Genomic DNA, 14252 nt, shown 5'->3' on the forward strand with positions numbered 1-14252 from the left:
GTCTCCTTATCAAAGGTGCGTGTGGCGGAAAGCCGGGAGGCCCGGACGGTCAGCGGCGGCTCTTGGGCACGGCCAGGTTGTCCAGGGTGGTTCCGAGACCGGCCTCGATCGCGCGCCGGTACGCCAGCTCGGCGGCGACCATGTCCTGGAGCGCGGTTCCGACGGACTTGAAGATGGTGAGGTCCCCCCGCGGGGCCTCGGGGAGCGCGACCTTGCCTTGGAGCAGGTCGCTGAGCCCCAGGACGGTGCTGAGGCTGCCGCCCTCGTCGACGAACTCCCGAATGTCGCCGGACTCGTCCGCGACCTGCTCCGGATCGGCGTCGAAGACGAGGGTTCCCGCACGCCTGAAGACGGCCGTATCGAGCTCGCGCAGGTCACGGTGGGTGGAGCCGATCGCGCTGATGTGCAGACCGGGCCGGAGCCAGCCGGACTCGCACGCGATCGGGCCGCCGTAGCCGGTGTTGGTCGCGGTGATCACGTGGTCGACATCGGCGCATGCCTCCGCGGTCGTGGCGGCCGGCACCACCGGTAGGCCGAGCTCCTCGCGCAGCCGGCCGGCGAGCCGCTCCCGGCTCACCGGGTTCGGGCTGAACACCTTGACCTCGTCGATCTCACCCACCGCGGCGAAGGTGCGCAGGTGGGTCTCGGCCTCCAGGCCGGACCCGAGAACACCGAGGCGTGTCGCCTTGACTCCCAGGGCCCGTGCGGCGACCACGCTCGTCGCGGCGGTGCGCGCCGCCGTCAGGTGGCAGGCGTCCATCATCGCCAGAACCTCGCCGCTCTCGACGGAGGCGATCATGATCAGGTAGCGGACCCCCACGCCGTTGCCGCCGAAGAACGCCTTGAGACCCATGACGCCCGACCGGGGCACCACCGCGGGCATGATGCGGAAGAATCTGCCGCCCCCCGAGAGGTTCAACCGCCCGGGAACGTCGGCGGGGGCTTCCGCGTCGGCCCGGATGGCCTGGTCGATCGCCTCGACGAGTGAGGCCGGGTCGAGCACGCTGCTCACCGAACGGTCATCAAGCAGGAGAGTCATAGCGGTTCCTTGGGAAGCGGCGCCAGTGATCGTGTGGAACGGAGTCGACGGTTCGGCCCATGACCTTGCATCACCCCGACAACTGTATACACTCTAATGACAACTTTGCACGCGTCAAGTCGTCGGTTACATCGGGACGAGCGGCGGCAACGCGCCCGTCTTTCGCGTTGCGGCGGGCGGCCTCTGGTGGACCGGCCACTGACGAGCGACGAGAATCACGCAATTACCGACAATTAGGTCGTAACCGGAAACTGGAGGAACTATGGAGCAGTCAGTCGAGCGTCTCGGATACGTCGTGATGGGTGTCCCGGACCTCGCCGAGTCGACGAAGTTCTACTCGAACGTCGGCCATCTCACCGTGCATGACCGCTCCGCGGGAACGAGCTTCCTCGGCGGCGGCTACGATCACCACTGGCTGCGGCTGGAGGAGAACCGGCACCGGCGCGGGCTGATGCGGGTGGGCTTCCAGCTCACGGGTGACGAGGCGTTGTCCGAGGTCGCGAACCGACTGGACGAGCGCGGTATCCGATTCGAGGAGATCGGTGACCTGGAAGGCGATGGGATCGATCGCGGTCTTCGGTTCGTGGATCCCGACGGGGTCGAGGTCGATGTCTACACCGACATGCTGTCCCGGGCGGTGAAGCCTGCTCAGGACGCCGTGCGCATGACGGAGATGCTGCACGCGGTGTGGTTCTCATCGGACCCCGTCGCGGCGCATCGGTTCTACGCCGACGTCCTCGGGTTCCGGGCGTCGGACTGGATCAAGCGCAACGCGGTGTTCATGCGGTCGGCGAACAACTACCACCACTCGCTCGGCATCTTCCGTTCGAGCCCTCAGCGCGCCGCGTCCATGGACCACTTCTGCATCCTCGTGGAGAACATCGACGATGTGATGCGGGCCAGGAACATCGCACTGCGCCAGGGCGCGCAGCTCCAGAAGGACGTGCTTCGGCACGCCGCGTCCGGCTCGATCAGCGTCTACATCGCCGACCCCATGACCGGCATCTCCTTCGAGTTCTGCACCGAACATGACATCGTCGACGCGGACCACCGGCCACGCCTGCTGGAGGGGTCGCCGATCACGCGTGACGTGTGGCAGGCGGGCAGCCCGGGCCTGGCCAGGAACGCGCCGCTGGGTGCCACCTCGGACGCGCCGCTCCCGCGGGTGTCCGAGGAGAGCGGCGTCGCCGACATGGCGAACTCCATCGCCTGAGCCTCACCGGTACCGGCTCCAGGCCGGAGGCGCCGCCCCACCGCGTCCTGTGCACGGCAGGGCGCGGTGGGGCGCGACCACGCTCACGTACCGCGGAGGCTCTCCGCGACGAACTGTTCGACGTCCCAGGGGGTGACCGTCAGTCCGTCCAGGTTCGACTGCCTCGCGGCCATGTCGAGCATCGCCTTGTTGGCGGCGAACCCGTACGGAAACGGGTCCGCCCCGAAGACCGACGCCTGCCAGTCCATGTCGTCGTTCCCGTCGAGGAAAACACCGGCGGCCTTGCGGTCTCGCCGGTACGCCTCCCGCTTGGCGGCTTCGAAAGCCTCGAAAAGCGCCTCGGGCACCCATGGCTCCTTCTCGACGAGGCGCCGCTGCACGAGCACGACGTGGTTGACGGGCAGGAAGCCGGTTCTGCGCTTGAAGTCCGCCATGAACCGACGGCCCCCGTCGGGGAAGAGCCGCGCCACCCTGCCCGTCGAGGTGTCGATCGCGGTCCCGCCCGCCGGGAACGCGGCGTCCAGTTCCCCGGTCTGGAGCATGCGGTTCACATCGCCGCCGCCGGTCCAGTGCAGCGTGACGCCACTGGGCGGATTCAGTTCGAAGCCCATCTGCCGGCCGTGGCTTTCCTCGCCCTGCCGCCCGATGTACCACTCGATGTCCTGGGGACCGATACCCCAGAGCACCTCAAGCTGCGCCCGGAACCAGAGGCCCGCCGTCATGGTGTAGTCGGGGATCCCGAACTTCTTGCCCCTCAGGTCGGCGCCGCCCTCGATACCCGCGTCGGTGTTCACCCACGTGTTCAGTCCGAGGGTGGCCTTGCTGGCATAGACCGGGATCATCACCCAGTCCCACAGGTCCTTGGGACGTTCGCGAGTGACGATGAAGTTCGAGATGGAGAACTCGAACACGTCGTGCGCGCTGTCGCGGAGATGCATCGTGTGCAGGTCGCCCGCGTTGCCGTGCTCCCAGGTGATCTCGATGCCCCTGGGCTGGACGGTGCCGTCGACGAGCGGCGCCACGCGAGGGTTGAGCGAGAAGGTGCCGCGCAGCTGTATTGCCATTCCCGGCCTCCGATTTCGGAACTCTTGAGCGGCGAAAGTATACAGTCGCCACAGTCGAATGCCAGGGCCGGTCCTCGGCCACCCGGTCGGCTCGGCGTGGGTGACTTCTTCGCGCAGGTGGACAGGTCCACGCCACTCCGCGGTCGGCTCGTTGCCCGCCGTGCCGGATGCGCGGGCTCACCGGCCCCGGCCTCGGTGTTCGCCTACGTGCGCATCCGGGGGGCCGCCCGATCCTCCGCCTGTGACGTGGGGGTCATCTCGATGTAACTATTGACACACGTTGCGGCGTCAGTAATCTGTATACACCTAGGCCTCACGGGTCGTTACGGTTCGAGCGATGACACGGTCGCGCCGGCAGCCGGCACCGCGTAGCACGAGGACAGCGGCCGTTTGTGGATGACCAGAACCCGTATCGCAGATAGACGTCCCCGGACTGCTCAAGCAGACGAGGCAGGTTGAGGAGGACTGAGAGTTGGGCGACTTTTCGCCTCCGGGCACCGGCGTGGGCAACGCCGAGGTGCCCGTGGTGGAGTTCAAGGATGTGACGGTACGTTACCCCGGCAAGGGTGTGATCCGTCCCGCTGTGGTGGATGTCGACCTCACCGTGCCCAAGGGACGCTTCGTGTGCGTGGTCGGGCCCAGTGGGTGTGGCAAGTCCACGCTGTTGCACGTGTGTTCGGGCCTGCTGAAGGTCTCGAACGGGCAGTTCCGGTACCTCGGCAAGGAGTGGCGCAAGCTACACCCGGGCATCGGTTATGTCACGCAGCGGGAGACGTTGCTGCCCTGGAAGACGGTCCTGGGCAACATCGCGCTACCGCTCAAGATCAAAGGTGTGTCGCGGGCGGAGCGTCGTGAGCGAGCGGCCGAGATGGCCGCGAGCGTCGGTCTGGGGGACTGGCTCAACCACTACCCGCGGGAACTCTCCGGGGGCATGCGGCAGCGAGTCCAACTCGGACGCACCCTGGTCACCGAGCCGACGCTGTTGCTCATGGACGAGCCGTTCGGTGCCCTGGACGCGGTGCTCCGGGTGCGGATGCAGGAGTTCCTGAAGTCCCGGATCGAGGGGACCGACCTCACCACGATCTTCGTGACCCATGATCTGAACGAGGCGCTGACCCTCGGTGACGAGGTGGTCGCCATGGCGGGAGCGCCGGGAACCGTCGACCAGATCGACACGCTCGAGGATCTTCCGCGCGGGGTCTCGCCCGTCGAGCTCCGGCAGACGCCCGCTTACGCGGTGCACGAAGCCAGGTTGTGGAAGACGATCGCCGGCAACCTGTCGGATGACGGTGTCGCACTGAGCAACCCCGCTCTGGAACACGATGACGACCAGGCCGTGACCGCCGCGACTCGCAGCGGGAGGGGAATCTCATGACGACGGAGACAGTGGCACCCGAGTCGGCGTCCAAGAGGGCGTCCGGTCCCGCCAAACCGGCGCAGGACCGGGAACAACGCCGGGAGCGGCTGCTCGACCTGGCCAAACTCTGGGGGATCCGGATCGCCATCGTGGTGGTCTTCTGCTCGGCGTGGCAGTTCGCCAGCGGCAGGCTTCTTCCGGTGTTCATCATCTCAAGCCCGACGACGGTCGTCGAACGCTTCGGTCAGTTCATGGAGGGTGGCAAGCTCCTCTCGCACCTGTCCTACACCATGCAGGCCTGCGGCCTCGGCTTCGCGATCGGCGCGCTGATCGGCAGCACGCTGGGCCTGCTCTTCGGCATCTACGAGTCCACCTCGCGGGTCATCGCACCGTTCGCCGCCATGCTCTACTCGATGCCGAAGATCATGCTGTCACCGCTCATCGTGGTCTGGGTCGGCGTCGACCTCACCATGAAGGTGTTCGTCGCGGCGTTCTCCTGCATGTGGGTGATCTTCTACAACGTGTGGAACGCCACCCGGCGCATCGACCACAACCTGCTCGACCAGATGCGCCTGATGGGTGCGAACCAGCGCCAGATCATCACCGGCCTCTACCTGCCGTCGGCGACGACCTGGCTGCTCACCAGCCTGCGCGTCGCGTTCCCGGTCGCGCTGATCGGCGCGGTGGTCGGCGAGTTCGTGGCGTCCTCGCAGGGCCTCGGCCATCTGGCTCTTGATTCCGGTCAGCGCTATGACTCCGCGGGGGTGCTCGTCGCGGTTCTGACGATCACCGTCACGGCGATGACCATCGACTCGGTCTTGGGGGCAATTCAGCGCAAGGTAGCGCTGTGGCAAGGTGAAGGAGCACGTGGATGACCACATCTGACAACAAGGCCCGGACGCGGGGAACGCGCCGGCTGGCGACCATCGCCTTGAGCGTGTTGCTCACGGCCGGGACGCTGACCGCCTGCGGAGGTGGCGGCGAGACGATCGCGGCGGATGCGAAGACCGGCAATCGGAAGATCCGGATCGCGGCGCCGTTCATCTCGACGATGAACTCGGCCATCCTGTACGCGCAGGGCACCGGCATCCTCAAGAAGCACAACATCGAGGCGGAGTTCATCGAGGTCCACGGTGGTGGCAGCCTGCAGGCGACCCTCGGCGGCAGCACCGACATGGCGATCACCTCGTCGGTGAACCCGATGGCGGCCCTGCAGCAGGGCCAGGAGTTCCCGATCATCGCGCAGGTCGGCAACGGATTTCCCGAGTCGGTCATCATCACCGCCTCCGCCTGGAAGGAGAGCGGTCTGAAGGACGACTCGTCGCTGAAGGACAAGATGAAGTTCCTCGCCGGCAAGCCGTGGGGCGTCTCCAGCCCTCAGGGGTCGAGCAGCTACATGGCCAAGTACATGTTCCAGCTGGCCGGCCTGTCCGCGGACGACTTCAAGATGAACTCGATGGGCTCCGCCTCGGGGACCCTGGCCGGACTCAAGAGCGAGAAGGTCGTCGCCGGCAGCATGGGTTCGCCCTACCCGCAGGTGGCGGAGTCGGAGGGCTACGCGAAGCTCTTCGTCAACGTCAGCGGCGGTGAGGTGCCTGAGCTGACCAACACCCTGACGTCGGTCGTCGCGGTCACCCCGGACTTCTACAAGAACAACAAGGAGCTCGTGGCTGACTTCAGGAAGGCTCTGGGGGAGGCGCAGAAGGAGGTCTACGAGAACTCCGCGGTGGTCGACGAGTGGATCTACAAGGAGAAGTTCGAGGGCAGCCCCAAGGACGCCGTGCTGTCGGGGGTCAAGGACCAGCGGGACGGCGGTGCCATCGCCAAGCAGCCCGAGGTCAGTGAGGAGTCCGCCGAGAGGCTGGTCGCCTTCATGAAGGCGACGGGTCAGCCCGTGCCGGACGACTGGCGCAAGATCTTCGTGGACCTGTCCGCCAACTGAGTCGTCCACCGGGGTCGGACGTCGACGGTGACCCGAAACGGCCGTGGGTGTGGGGTCGGCTCCACACCCACGGCCCGGGGCCGGCCGGTCGACCCAACTGTCCGAGACGTTCCTCCAAGGACGTCGAACTGAGAACGCGACCCAGGCCGATACATGGGTGACGCGAAGGCAAGGAGTGCACGTGTCGGAATTCATTGATGGGCGGATGCTCATCGGCGGCGAACTCGTGGAGAGCCGGACCTCGAACTGGCTGGAGTCGGTGAACCCGGCCAACGAGGAGGTCATCGGCCGGGTGCCCGCCGCCGGACCGGAGGATGTGAACGCGGCGGTGGAGGCCGCGGCGGGGGCCTTCGACGCGTGGGCCGGACTGTCGATGACCGAGCGCGCCAACGCGCTGCGAGGCTACGCGCAGCGCCTGAAGGAAGAGGGCAAGCGGATCCTCGACATCGAGGTCCGCGACACCGGCAACACCATCGCCAAGCTCCGCCACGATGTCGCGAGCGCGGTGCGCGGCATCGAGTACTTCGCCGGCCTCGGGACCGAGCTCAAGGGTGAGACGATCCCCGCCAGCGCCGACGCGCTGCACTACTCCGTCCGCCAGCCCTACGGGGTGGTGGGGCGGATCGTGCCGTTCAACCACCCGATCCTGTTCGCCGCGAAGTTCGGGGCCCCGCTCATGGCGGGCAACTGCGTGGTGATCAAGCCGTCGGAGCAGTCGCCCCTGTCGGCCGGCGTCCTCGCCGAGATCGTGCGGGAGACGCTGCCGCCCGGCGTGGTCAACATCGTGACCGGCGACGGGGCCGGCGCCGGTGTCCCGCTGGTGCGTCACCCGCTGGTGAAGCGGATCTCCTTCATCGGCTCTGTGCCGACAGGGCTGGCGATCCAGCGTGCGGCCGCCGAGGTGGCCGTCAAGCACGTCAGCCTGGAACTGGGCGGCAAGAACCCGATGATCGTGTTCCCCGACGCCGACCCCGACCAGGTCGCCGCGAGCGCGGTCGCCGGCATGAACTTCGCCTGGATGGGTCAGTCCTGCGGCTCGATGAGCCGGATTCTGCTCCCGGACTCGCTCTACGACGCGGTCCTGGAGCGCGTGGTCGCGAAGGCCGAGGCGATCGTCCAGGGTGACCCCGCCAGCGAGGAGTCCGGTGCGGGGCCGATGAACTCACGGGCGCAGTACGAGAAGGCACTCGGCTACATCCAGGCGGGGATCGAGGACGGGGCGCGCCTGGTCGCCGGCGGCACCCGCCCGGAAGGCCCCGAGTTCGAGCGCGGCTACTGGATCCGCCCGACGGTCTTCGCCGACGTCACCCGGGATATGCGCATCTTCCGGGAAGAGATCTTCGGTCCGGTGATGTCCCTGATCCGCTACCGGGACGTCGACGAGGCGATGGAGCTGGCCAACGACGTCGAGTACGGCCTGACCGCGTCCATCTGGACCAACGATTTGAAGCAGGCCATGCGGGCCGCGCGCGACGTCCGAGCCGGTTACGTCTGGGTGAACGGTGTGTCGCGGCACTTCCTCGGCACCGGGTTCGGCGGTTTCAAGAACTCCGGCACCGGACGTGAGGAGTGCTTCGACGAGATGCTCAGCTACACCGAGACGAAGACGGTGCACGTCCATGTGTGAGCGGACGACGGCTGCCGAGCAGATGCGAGTGGAGTCTCCGTGAAGCCAGAACAGTTGAACGTGCCGATCACCGAACGGCCCCCCATGGAATGGGGCAGCGACGCCATCGCGGAACTGCTCAGCCGTCTCGATCTGCCCTACATCGCCATGGTCCCCGGATCCAGCTACCGGGGACTGCACGACAGCCTGGTGAACTACCTCGGCAACACCGGGCCGCAGATGATCGTGTGCCTGCACGAGGAGCACTCCGTCGCCATCGCGCAGGGGTACGCCAAGGTGACCGGCCGGCCGATGCTCGTCGGGCTCCACAGCAACGTGGGCCTGATGCACGCCGCGATGGCGATCTACAACGCCTACTGCGACCGCGCCCCCATGGTCCTGATCGGCGCGACCGGCCCGCTGGACGCCGCGAAGCGCCGGCCGTGGATCGACTGGGTTCACACGTCCGCCGACCAGGCGGCGATCGTCCGCCACTACGTGAAGTGGGACGATCAGCCAGGCTCTGTGCAGGCGGCGCTGGAGTCGGTGATGCGCGGGTACCGCCTCACCCGGGCCGAGCCGTCCGCCCCGGTCTACATCTGCCTCGACTCCGAGATCCAGGAGTGCGAGGTCGACGACTCTGTCGGGATCCCGGAGCCCGAGCGGTATCCGGCACCCACGGACCCCGCGCCGGACGCGGGCACGGTCGGTGAGATCCTCGCGATGCTCGCCTCGGCCGAGCGGCCGCTGATCCTCCTGGGACGAGCCGGCCGCACCGAGGAGGAATGGGACCGGCGGGTGGCTCTGGTCGAGGCGCTGGGCGCCTGCTGCCTGACCGACATGCGCATGCCGGCCGCCTTCCCCACCGAGCATCCACGCCACCCCGCCAAACCCGGCGCGGGCCGGCTGAGCAGGTCCGGTGCCGAGCTGGTGCGCCAGAGCGACCTGATCATCAGCCTGAACTGGACGGAGCTCTCGGGCACTCTCACCGCGGCGTTCGGGGACGGCCCGCGGCCTACGGTGGTCCACTGCAAGAACCTGGGAGCCCTGCTCAACGGGTGGACCAAGGACCACTTCGCGCTGGTCTCCTCGGACCTGGAGGTCACGGCCGGCGCGGACCAGATGGTCTCGGCCCTGCTCGCCCGGGTGGACGGGAACCCGCCGGTCGAGCGGCCCGGCTGGCCCCCGGCGCTTCCGGCGACGCGGCCGGTCGGCCGCCCGGAGGTCGAGGGCGACCCCATTCTGATGTCCGACCTCGCCGCGGCGATCCGCGAGGCCGCCGGTGACAGGAGGATCAGCTACACCACGCTCCCGCTGGGATGGTCCGGGGAGGACGCGCTGTTCTCCGAACCGCTGGACTATCTCGGCCGTGACGGCGGTGGCGGTGTCGGCTCCGGGCCCGGTATCGCCGTCGGGGCCGCGCTGGCCCTGGACGGGACGGGCCGCGTGCCGGTCGCCGTGCTGGGAGACGGCGACTACCTGATGGGCGGCTCGGCACTCTGGACCGCCGCCCACTACCGACTGCCGCTGCTGGTGATCGTCGCGAACAACCGGTCGTACTTCAACGACGAGGGACACCAGCAGCAGGTCGCGGAGCGACGCTCGCGTCCGGCCGAGAACCGGACCGTGGGCCAGCACCTGCGCGATCCCGACCCGGACCCGGCGACGATCGCCCGTGGTCACGGGCTGTCGGCGTACGGTCCGGTCCTGGACCCGAGTGAGCTGCAACAGGTGCTCGCCAAGGCGTTCGACGAGGTCGGCGCGGGCGGCACGGTCGTCGTGGACGTCCGGGTCAATCCGTACGGCTACGGGCGGGCTTGATGGTGTCCCGGCGGCACGGCGAGTGGCGACCGGCTGCCTCGCCGTGCCGCTGGCGGTGTCGTTCCGGAGGGACGTGGACGTCATGGAGGGGCAAGTGCTCCGGGTGGCCCTGGTCAGGGCCGTCACGGTCACGACCACCTAATATCAGGGAGTTCTCGTGAAGCTGTACATCGAGTTCGAGAAGTGCTGCGGGTTCGGCGAGTGCGTCGCTCTCGCACCCGATCTGTTCCGCATGGGTGATGACAACCGTGCCCATCTGATCGGTGACGGGACGGTGAACCAGGCCGACGAGGAGCGTGCGCGCACCGCGGCCTTCGCCTGCCCGGCGGAGGCCATCGGGGTCGACGGATGACCGACCGCAGTGACGTTCTGATCATCGGCGGCTCGATCGCCGGTGTGAGAACCGCGGAAGGGCTGCGCCGGCTCTCGTTCGAGGGCGGCATCACCATCCTCGAAGCGGGCCCGGATCTCCCGTACGACCGTCCCGCGCTGTCGAAGCAGATCCTCACGGGCGGTGGGAGCGCCGAGTCGGTCATGTTGCGCTCGCAGGCGGACCTGGACAAGGCCCGGATCGAACTGCGGCGGGGCTGCCGCGGTGTCGGTCTCGACGTCGGGGCACGTACGGTGCGGCTGGCCGACGGCACGGCGATCGAGTACTCCGATCTGGTCATCGCCACGGGCTCCGTGCCCCGGAGACTGCCCGCGGCGCCGGCGCGTCCCGGTGTCCACTACCTGCGTACGCTGCAAGATGCCCTGGACCTTCGCGACGTCGTCGACGCGCCGGCCCGGGTCGTGGTGGTGGGAGCCGGGTTCATCGGTTCGGAGGTGGCCGCGGCGGCGGCCGTGAGGTCGGCGAGCGTCACCGTCGTCGAACCGTACGCGTTCCCGCTCAGCCGGGTTCTCGGCGACCTCGTCGGCAAGCGGCTCGCGCGGCTGCACGAGAGCAGGGGAGTCCAGCTCGTCCTGGGCCGCTCGGTGAGCGACGTCGGTGACGACGGCGCGGGTGGCCGGCGCGTCGTCCTCGACGACGGCACGACGTTGGACTGTGACGTGGTGGTCGTCGGCATCGGTGCGACTCCCGACACGGACTGGCTGGCCGAATCGGGACTCGACGTGGCCGACGGCGTCGTCTGCGACGAGTTCTGCCGCGCGAGCGCACCGCACGTCTTCGCGGCCGGCGACGTCGCACGCTGGCCGAACCCGCTGTACGACGAGCCGATGCGCATCGAGCACTGGACGAACGCCGTCGAGCAGGCGGGGGTCGTGGCGTGGAACATCGCGCGTCCGGACAGTCCACGCGCTTATTCGCCGGTCCCGTACGTGTGGTCGGATCAGTACGGCAGCCGGCTGCAGATCGTCGGCCGGCCGAGGGCTGAAGACGAGGTTCGGATCGTCCTCGACGGCCCGGCCGGTGACAGCCTGGTCGCGTTGTACGTCCGCGACGGGGGACTCGCCGGCGCCTTCGCGCTGAACGCGCCGTCGCAGCTGCTCGCGCTGCGTCGCGCACTGGCCGCGCGGACTCCGCTGGACGAGATCATGGCGACCTTCGAGGATTGAGCATTGTATGTACACTGAAGAGTGGATACACTTACTTCTCGTACAGGATGAGCGTGCGGGCCGCCATGCGGGACCGCAAGCCCGCTCGTTTCGTACGAGAACGCTGATGAGTCCGTCGCGTCCATGACCGGACACGCTACTGCCCCGTCCACTCCCGCGTCGCCGCAGGTCCCCTCGCCGGTCGGCGGTCCGGGCCCCTGGCGACGGAAGAGCGGGGCGCGGTAGCGGCCGAGGCGCCGCCGCAACCAACGAGGTCCGGAACCGGAAGGTGTCCCGACGTGAGGTACGCGGCATTCCCGAGGACAGGGTCTGGATGTGGGAGAGAAAGGTTGTGGGGCTGTGGCTCATTTCGCTGAACTGATCCAGCCGGACCGCGTGCACTCCGCGGTCTTCACGAGCGAAGACATATACAAGGCCGAACTCGAGAACATCTTCTATCGCTACTGGGTGTTCGTGGCGCACGAGTCGGAGATTCCGCAGCCGGGCGACTACTGCACGAAGTGGATCGGCGAGAAGCAGCTCATCGTCTCACGTGGCGCCGACGGTGAGATCGGCGTCTTCTTCAACCGCTGCCGGCACCGCGGTGCCGCCGTGTGCATGGAGGAGTACGGCAACGCCTCCTTCTTCCGCTGCCCCTATCACGGCTGGACGTACAACTCCTCAGGAGACCTGGTCGGCGTTCCGTACCCGTCCCGGTACGGCGACGACTTCGACAAGAGCACGCTCGGTCTCGGCCGGGTCCCCCGCGTCGGGTCCGCCTCGGGGTTCATCTTCGCCTCGATGGCGGAGGAAGGCCCCACGCTGGCCGAGCACCTGGGCAAAGCCGCCGGTTACCTGGAGGACTTCGTCAGGGCGTCGCCTCAGGGCACCGTGAGCCTGTCGGCGGGAACGTCCAAGTCGATGTTCTGGGGCAACTGGAAGTTCGTGGGCATGGACGGCTACCACACCAACTTCACCCACAAGACGGTCCTCGATCTGCGTCAGCGCAAGCAGGGCGCCTCCTACAAACGGGGCGCCGGCAACTCCGACAAGTCGTCGAACGAGAGCTGGGACCTGGGCAACGGTCACTGTCGGCTGGACCTGACCGGGAAGGACAAGGTCGTCGTCGGGGCCGCGTCGAACACGTCGATCGCCGCCGGTATCCCCGACACCGCCGACGGCCGTGAGTACATGAGCCTGATGACCGAGGCGTACGGAGACGACGCGCCCGAGGTGATCCGCCGCTCCCGCGACGTGCACATCCACGTCTGGCCGAACCTGCAGCTGATCGGCTCCCAGGTGCGCGTCGTCCGCCCGCTCGCCGCGGGACGCACCGAGGTGATGAGCTATCCGGCGATGTTGGACGGTGTTCCGGATTCCGTCAACACGGAGAGGATCCGCTCCTTCGAGTGGTTCAGCGGCGTTGCCAGCTTCGGCACGCCCGATGACACCGAGATCTTCGAGCGCAACCAGATCGGGCTTCAGGCCGACCACATCCCGTGGCTGGTCCTCGCGCGCGGGCTGACGGTCGAACCTCAGGAGGACGGCTCGCTGGTCGGCAACGTCACCGACGAGGTGCCGCAGCGCGCCCAGATGGGGGCGTGGCTGCGCGCCATGAGCGACGGTCCCGCGGAAGCGGCCGACGTGGTCGCGCACACCGAAGGAGAGGCACGGTGACCGACATGACCCTGCTCGGTGAGGTGACCGAGTTCCTGTTCCTCGAGGCCGAGCTGGCGGACGCGAACGCGTATGACGAGTGGCTCGCGCTCTGGGACGACCAGTGCACCTACTGGGTGCCGTGCAACCTTGACGACTACGACCCGGCGAAGCACGTCTCGATCATCTACGACGATCGTGCCCGTCTGGAGGAACGCTGCTTTCGGCTGACGACCGGAGGGGCTCACTCGCAGGAGCCCCGCTCGAAGGTGTCCCGGGTGGTCGGGAACATCCGCGTCGTGAACCCGAACGGCGAGGACGGGACCGTCGAGGTCACGGCCCAGACGATCATGGTCGAGCTGCGGCTGGGCCGCAAGTCGCTCTACGCCGCTCGCTGCCACTACACGCTGTGGCGCTCGTCGTCGGGTTTCAAGCTGCGCCGGAAGAAAGTGATGTTGCTGGACGCCGACGAACGGCTGGGCAACATGACGTTCCTGATCTGATCGACGGTGAACGAGACACCGGACGGAGGTATGCCGTGACCGACCTCAATGGCTCGAAGCGGGGCGGCGGCCGGGCCGAGCCGCTCGCCGGTTTCGTCGACGGAGTAGTGGTCGGCAACGAGTTCGCCTCCATCGAGATATCGGTCGACACCTCAGGACGGGTACCCAGAGCAGTCCTGAAAGACATCACGTCAGGCCAGGCCCGCTACATCGATCCGCTCGTGCTCCAGGCGCTGGTCTACATGCCCGACGACGTGATGCAGTCCCTGGCGGATCCGAACCTGATCGTGTCCGACTAGCTTTCGCGCCGGCGGCCAAGGGCGGCTCCGGGCGACCGGCATGACCTCGCCGGTCGCCCGGAGCATCATGGCCCGCCGGTTCCGCGGTGAAGAGCAGCAGGTCATCGGTCCCGCGCAGCTGTCTCGAACCGGCGATTCCGGTCATCTCCCGGAACCTGGAGGTGGTGGTCGCCGGGTGGCGTGGTCGAACTCCAGCCGGTCACGCGGCGGGCCGGT

The 14252-nt window shown here is 67.9% G+C and carries 13 protein-coding genes; 11 read left to right on the forward strand and 2 right to left on the reverse strand.

All coding sequences use genetic code 11. The annotated features are described in order from the left end of the window. Window positions 1–49: 49 nt before the first annotated feature. Complete coding sequence (locus tag AB0K21_RS25070; protein ID WP_343969166.1) at window positions 50–1039, reverse strand: ornithine cyclodeaminase family protein; 990 nt, start codon at window positions 1037–1039, stop codon at window positions 50–52. A gap of 262 nt (window positions 1040–1301) precedes the next feature. Here AB0K21_RS25070 and AB0K21_RS25075 point away from each other — a divergent pair, with 262 nt between their 5' ends. Then, window positions 1302–2252, forward strand: coding sequence for a VOC family protein (locus AB0K21_RS25075; protein ID WP_343969164.1), 951 nt, complete (start codon window positions 1302–1304; stop codon window positions 2250–2252). Between the two features lie 83 nt (window positions 2253–2335). Here the strand turns inward: AB0K21_RS25075 and AB0K21_RS25080 are convergent, their stop codons facing one another. Further along, the gene (locus tag AB0K21_RS25080; protein WP_364153625.1) at window positions 2336–3316 is read right to left on the reverse strand and encodes a hypothetical protein; all 981 of its coding nucleotides are present in this window, start codon (window positions 3314–3316) and stop codon (window positions 2336–2338) included. A gap of 472 nt (window positions 3317–3788) precedes the next feature. Between AB0K21_RS25080 and AB0K21_RS25085 the strand changes: the two genes are divergently transcribed. The 10 genes from AB0K21_RS25085 (at window position 3789) to AB0K21_RS25130 (ending at window position 14036) form a co-directional block, all read left to right on the forward strand. Next, complete coding sequence (locus AB0K21_RS25085) at window positions 3789–4691, forward strand: ABC transporter ATP-binding protein (RefSeq protein ID WP_343969160.1); 903 nt, start codon at window positions 3789–3791, stop codon at window positions 4689–4691. Further along, window positions 4688–5548 (forward strand): ABC transporter permease, encoded by an 861-nt coding sequence (locus AB0K21_RS25090; RefSeq protein ID WP_343969158.1) that lies wholly within the window; start codon window positions 4688–4690, stop codon window positions 5546–5548. The genes AB0K21_RS25085 and AB0K21_RS25090 overlap by 4 nt, the downstream gene beginning before the upstream one ends. Next, window positions 5545–6615 (forward strand): ABC transporter substrate-binding protein, encoded by a 1071-nt coding sequence (locus AB0K21_RS25095; RefSeq protein ID WP_343969156.1) that lies wholly within the window; start codon window positions 5545–5547, stop codon window positions 6613–6615. Before AB0K21_RS25090 ends, AB0K21_RS25095 begins: the two co-directional genes overlap by 4 nt. Window positions 6616–6796: 181 nt before the next feature. Further along, window positions 6797–8242: an aldehyde dehydrogenase family protein gene (locus AB0K21_RS25100; protein ID WP_343969154.1), complete on the forward strand. Its 1446-nt coding sequence runs from the start codon at window positions 6797–6799 to the stop codon at window positions 8240–8242. A gap of 39 nt (window positions 8243–8281) precedes the next feature. Beyond that, on the forward strand, window positions 8282–10042 hold the full coding sequence (locus AB0K21_RS25105) for a thiamine pyrophosphate-binding protein (RefSeq protein WP_343969152.1): 1761 nt from the start codon (window positions 8282–8284) through the stop codon (window positions 10040–10042). Between the two features lie 157 nt (window positions 10043–10199). Further along, window positions 10200–10394, forward strand: a complete 195-nt coding sequence (locus AB0K21_RS25110; RefSeq protein ID WP_343969150.1) for a ferredoxin — start codon at window positions 10200–10202, stop codon at window positions 10392–10394. Further along, window positions 10391–11599, forward strand: a complete 1209-nt coding sequence (locus AB0K21_RS25115; protein ID WP_343969148.1) for an FAD-dependent oxidoreductase — start codon at window positions 10391–10393, stop codon at window positions 11597–11599. Before AB0K21_RS25110 ends, AB0K21_RS25115 begins: the two co-directional genes overlap by 4 nt. Before the next feature lie 339 nt (window positions 11600–11938). Continuing rightward, window positions 11939–13255 (forward strand): Rieske 2Fe-2S domain-containing protein, encoded by a 1317-nt coding sequence (locus tag AB0K21_RS25120; RefSeq protein ID WP_343969146.1) that lies wholly within the window; start codon window positions 11939–11941, stop codon window positions 13253–13255. A 5-nt stretch (window positions 13256–13260) separates the two neighbouring features. After that, complete coding sequence (locus AB0K21_RS25125; protein WP_364153676.1) at window positions 13261–13737, forward strand: aromatic-ring-hydroxylating dioxygenase subunit beta; 477 nt, start codon at window positions 13261–13263, stop codon at window positions 13735–13737. A 35-nt stretch (window positions 13738–13772) separates the two neighbouring features. Then, window positions 13773–14036 carry a hypothetical protein gene (locus AB0K21_RS25130; RefSeq protein ID WP_343969144.1) on the forward strand — a complete coding sequence of 88 codons (264 nt, stop codon included), beginning with the start codon at window positions 13773–13775 and terminating at the stop codon, window positions 14034–14036. Window positions 14037–14252: the final 216 nt, after the last annotated feature.

The organism is Streptosporangium sp. NPDC049248, assembly GCF_040678965.1.
GTDB lineage: Bacteria > Actinomycetota > Actinomycetes > Streptosporangiales > Streptosporangiaceae > Streptosporangium > Streptosporangium fukuiense.

Bases quoted from the DNA above. Each gene is read 5' to 3' on its own strand.
- AB0K21_RS25090 (WP_343969158.1), top strand. From the start codon at position 4,688: ATGACGACGGAGACAGTGGCACCCGAGTCGGCGTCCAAGAGGGCGTCC.
- AB0K21_RS25115 (WP_343969148.1), top strand. From the start codon at position 10,391: ATGACCGACCGCAGTGACGTTCTGATCATCGGCGGCTCGATCGCCGGT.
- AB0K21_RS25095 (WP_343969156.1), top strand. From the start codon at position 5,545: ATGACCACATCTGACAACAAGGCCCGGACGCGGGGAACGCGCCGGCTG.
- AB0K21_RS25070 (WP_343969166.1), bottom strand. From the start codon at position 1,039: ATGACTCTCCTGCTTGATGACCGTTCGGTGAGCAGCGTGCTCGACCCG.
- AB0K21_RS25075 (WP_343969164.1), top strand. From the start codon at position 1,302: ATGGAGCAGTCAGTCGAGCGTCTCGGATACGTCGTGATGGGTGTCCCG.
- AB0K21_RS25080 (WP_364153625.1), bottom strand. From the start codon at position 3,316: ATGGCAATACAGCTGCGCGGCACCTTCTCGCTCAACCCTCGCGTGGCG.
- AB0K21_RS25125 (WP_364153676.1), top strand. From the start codon at position 13,261: ATGACCCTGCTCGGTGAGGTGACCGAGTTCCTGTTCCTCGAGGCCGAG.